Below are 4651 nucleotides of genomic sequence, written 5' to 3' on the forward strand. Positions count from 1 at the left end.
GATATGTATTTGTTCCCTGTGGTAGAGCCGAGGGAATATTGGGATATTATTGAAAGGCCAACAGGTCAGTTTGATATGGTATTTTGCAGGTCAGCATCGGCTAAGGAGATAGCCACTTCTTTTGAGACCCGGATAGTTTTTGGGGGTGTTGGTTGATGACGCCATTTGCGTTTGTTTTGATGTAAAGCTTCTCTGGCCGCTTCAAACAGCAGTATGCCCCGTTGGGTTGGGTTGTAGCTGATATCAGCGCGGTTATCCAGATCAAGGGTAAGGTCTACGATACGTTTAAGAATTGGGTCCATGATGCCGATTTGATGGGTACTGTCTTCTGGGCCGTCTAAGTGCAGTAATATGTCTTCAATTTCTTGCGCGGATGGGGGGAGTTTACGCAATAAGGTCGGATTGAGAGCAAACAGCTCGGCTTCTGTTGGGGTTTGTACTTCAATAAATCGGTTTATTCGCATCGGTAGTGCTGATGTCATCTTGTCATCATCCGGGATATAGATAGCACTACTCGGGACCAGGGCACTTTTGAAAGAAATCATCCCTTCACCAGGATTTAACTCTTTCAGGTCACCGAGATCCAGCCGGTCTTTTTCACGAATGTAGTTGTTTGTGGCATCTTCATAGTTGGGTGTAATGATGCCGCCAGCTTGTTCAACTGCCCCCAATTCGGCGTAATATCCTTTCCCGCCAGTAATCTTGGCCAACTCAAAAGTATCTTTCTCATCCTGCAGGGCCATAAACCATTTGGTGAGCAAGTTAGCGTTTACCGTCATGTATTCACCACGATGTTCTGCGATAAACCGCTGAATATCCTGAGCAGAAACAATCAGCATATATCCCAAGCTACGCATCTGGCTGGCCAGGTTATCCATGCCAGGACCAAAATAGGCACCTAACTCATCCATCGCGATAGCAAACGGAAATTTACCGCTGTATTTTTTAACGATTAACACATCGTTGAGCATTCCCTCGAGCTCACAACCCAAGTCTCTGGCCATGGTCATGCGAATAGCCGATATATACAGTTTACCTATATTGGACGCTTCACCTTTTGACAGTTCCAAGGCTGGAATAGTGGTACACAGAATGCGGTCGTTGTGCAGTATGTCCTCAATGTTTATGTCGCCGGCATCGGTAGAAAAAATGTGGCCATACAAGTCGTTGAACATGGTGAGCATGCGGTTGAATTGCTGAATTAAGTAGCCGTGTTGATCATAGACGCCTTGCTCCCAGGTTGAGGGCTGGCTAATGAGCTCAATGCGAAAGCCGGCTAATGTATTGAAATAGTTTTCTAATGGGTTATAGGCTTCTTTATGCCAGCCATCGCGTTTGGCTTCCAGGTAGAGCTCAGCTAATTTTCGCAAAGGTAAATACGATTGGATAACCGTTTGAGATATGGTCCGTTTTTCTCTTTTACATTTATAGTAAACCGCATAGACCAACGCGGCATTCATGGATTTAGCTTTGTCCTGCCAGCCGGCATCACCGCTCCCGGCAGGGGGAAGCATGGATTCCATTAATTGAATGATGAAAGTGGTGTTGGCGGTACCAAACAGATTGATGGTGTTAGACGGTTGGCGTTTTTTGTCATTGAGTAACAGCAGTAATAGTTTGTCCATTCCTCCCGTCATAAAGTTAAGTACGTAAAAATCGTCTTCCCGCCCAAATCGGCGAGCTAGCGACCACATAGCAAAAGCCAGCGAGTTTTGCCCTTTACCATCTGAATAACAGATGCCTCGGCCCCAGCAGATGGCATTCAAAAAGACAGACAGCAGCGCTTCTGTTTTCCCTGATCCCGTTGTGGCCAGTAACAACATATGGCGCAATGCATCATCCAATGTTAGCCAGAGCTCGCGAGCGAGGGCTTTACCTCTGGCAAAGCCCAAACACATAACACCTGCAGCTGGAAAAAATTTGCGGGTCCGTACCACATAGCGGAAAAATCCCCATAAACCATTACGGTACTTGGGCATTTCGCGTTCAGTTGTCAGGTCTATCCCGCCTACATCTGTTGGCATGCGCAGGGGCATTCGGAAAGGCCGGTCGCTGAACAGCATTACCTGGAGTAAAAGTCCGGGAACACTGATCAGAAGACTTGCGGGGAATATCCAGCCCATAACCAAGCCAGCAAGCAGGAAGCACTGGACGCCAAACGGGGAGAGCAGGGCGTCATTTATAAAGGTATAGCCAAGCGACCGCCGAACTCGGCGGGCTTCGATTTCAACTGATTGAGCCATTTACAAACCTCAACGACGGATGAATATTTGAAAGGATATACAGCGGGATTACAGAACAGAATTATTGTGGGAGCGGTGTATTCAGAAACGCTTCCAGGGCATCGTCACTTTTTAATGATGTTAGAGGGATGTAACGACCATCATCTGCTATTAATGACGGTGTACCTGGTAGGTTATATGCATCAAATGCGGTGTCATTACGGTTAATGGCTTCGGTACCTGTTTCGCATGATGAACGTGGGAATGTGCTTTCATTTGGGTTCATACCTAAATCTACCTGGAATAGCTTTTTCCATAAGGTTTTACGTGACTGAGGTGTTTGGCAAAGGATAGGGCTCACCAGGTCAATGGTATGTTGTTTACCAACCAGTGTGACTGGGAAAACCTCGACATTATATTTTTGGGCTAATGCCTCCAGTGCTGGCTCAATAATTTGGCAGTTATGGCACAACGGGTCTGAAAACACATAGAGTGTACGCTGATGGCCAGATGACAAGGAGATGGTGTAAAAGCCACTTTCGGTGGCATTCCGTAATACTTGCGCCGTTTTTTGGTAGCCTGTTACTGCAGTCGTGGATGTGTTTGTCTGCGCTGGCATGGTGTTAGGTATCACAGGGGGGTGTATTGGCGAAACGGATTGCGGAGCCACAACAGGATCTGACTGATTAGCTGTTGGGTTACTTACGCCAAGTTGTGTCACTGGTGTCGGATTATTTCTGGCCATATGCTCGTCGAGTGTTGTTAATACATACCAGCCATATGTGAAGCACAAGACGAGAGCCGTAACTAATAGAGTTAAGCAAGTTATATTTCCGATCTTACAGCGTTTGTAGATAGCATTGTTGATAGCTCGTAAATATAGCTCAGCTTCTTTGGTGGATGGGGCTTGATATATCATTGCGGGATTTACGCCAAAGCTGTCGTGATATATCCCGTTGTCTTTGATGTAAAAACGGGAGCGCGAACCAGGTTGAAGCAGTGTTACCAGGCTACTTTCACCAGATTGATGGGCATAAACGGATAGAGTACAGCGCTGAAAAGTAGCAGTATAAGTCTGTGTCATATGGGGAGCCTTAATTTGGAGTTAGCATTTTTTAGGTCGGAACGGTGCGCGAGGTGCAGATTTTGTTGGTTGAACTGCTGGCACATCATCTTTAGGTATAGGTGTTGTTGAATTTGGGCTTTCTGATTTAATTGATGAAGCCCGTAATATGACTATATCGCTGTCATCATCTTCTTCGTCTTCACTGTCATGTTCTTTGGCGCGGGATTCTGATTGCGCTTCTCGTTCTTCCAATACCAAGCCAATACGACGCAAGTCGGCTAGTAAACCCTCGATAGCTATATCCATTCTTGTTACAGGTACTGGGATGGTTACCCGGAGCTTTTCAGATATTTCAGCGATCAATGTTTCCCATTTTGCTACTGCAATAACCCCAGCCCCTTCAATAAATACTTTAGGGCGCCCGGAGGACGTCAATACGTACCAGAGTGTTCTGTCCAGGCCTTTTAGCCATCGAAAATTAGCACCAGGTAAACGTAAGTCGCGGTCATGGAGCGCGGAGAGTGCAGTTCGTGTTGAGCTGTAATGACGCAGCCAGCGTACAGCAACGGGGGAATTGGCGACTTTGTTGAAAGCATCATTTGCCAGGCGTAGAACGGGATAACCTTTTTGGCCTTTATCACGGCGACTTTTGATAAGACAAGAACGATTCAGACCATCCAAAAGTTTTTGAGCACCTTTGCGGTCGTTGAAAAATACTTGTAATCCGAATACAGCTACCAGTGCGCGTTCGTGAGCATTAAAGCTGGAGAAGTCTTTAAGTGATGTGCCTAATTGTTGCTCAAATACTGTTTGGGCACGAGTACGGTCAAGGCGTTCACCAATAACTAACTGGTGTTGTATAGCAAACTCATCTGGAGACTTGGCGCTACGATGTTCCGATGGATCGCAATTTAATAACTGTGTTTTTTTATCTCCGTAGCAGAGCGCTGGAATTATATTTGGCGAGAACTGCGCCATGATGTGGGGAAGCGTATATACATCAATATGTCTGCGGGTTAGGTTCCGAGGATGATTCCGAATTGCCCACATACTTCCGGCCACAATGATAGACAATGGCACCATTAAAATACTGGCAGTCCGATTCATTACTGCAATAAATTCACCCCAGGTCATATTGTTTACTTGGTTACCTGCCAAAGCCAATAGATTGATCCGTTCTGCTACGTAAATATGTACGCGAGGAAAATCGCAGAGAGACCAAAGCTGGTAAATAAGCCAGATGCACCCATACATGATAGGGGGTTGGTATATCCAGATAAGGAAAATGAACATCAATGCGATAGCAATAAATATAAGGCCATATTCTTGGCTCTGTTGTGGCTGTACAGCTCTTGTAGACATG

At 46.0% G+C, this 4651-nt stretch carries 3 protein-coding genes; all 3 read right to left on the reverse strand.

Going from position 1 to position 4651, the window contains the following annotated elements:
- Window positions 1-65: 65 nt before the first annotated feature.
- On the reverse strand, window positions 66-2243 hold the full coding sequence (gene trbC, locus AACW11_RS16070; RefSeq protein WP_249192964.1) for an F-type conjugative transfer protein TrbC: 2178 nt from the start codon (window positions 2241-2243) through the stop codon (window positions 66-68).
- A 61-nt stretch (window positions 2244-2304) separates the two neighbouring features.
- The gene (locus AACW11_RS16075) at window positions 2305-3306 is read right to left on the reverse strand and encodes a thioredoxin fold domain-containing protein (RefSeq protein WP_212587020.1); all 1002 of its coding nucleotides are present in this window, start codon (window positions 3304-3306) and stop codon (window positions 2305-2307) included.
- A 21-nt stretch (window positions 3307-3327) separates the two neighbouring features.
- Window positions 3328-4651, reverse strand: a 1324-nt coding sequence (locus AACW11_RS16080) for a secretion/conjugation apparatus DotM-related subunit (RefSeq protein ID WP_212587021.1), incomplete at its 5' end; no start/stop codon positions are given.

Source organism: Yersinia sp. Marseille-Q3913 (assembly GCF_963892745.1).
In the GTDB taxonomy this organism is placed as follows: domain Bacteria; phylum Pseudomonadota; class Gammaproteobacteria; order Enterobacterales; family Enterobacteriaceae; genus Yersinia; species Yersinia bercovieri.

Coding starts and splice junctions, on each gene's coding strand:
- trbC (WP_249192964.1), bottom strand. CDS start 2,243: ATGGCTCAATCAGTTGAAATCGAAGCCCGCCGAGTTCGGCGGTCGCTT.
- AACW11_RS16075 (WP_212587020.1), bottom strand. CDS start 3,306: ATGACACAGACTTATACTGCTACTTTTCAGCGCTGTACTCTATCCGTT.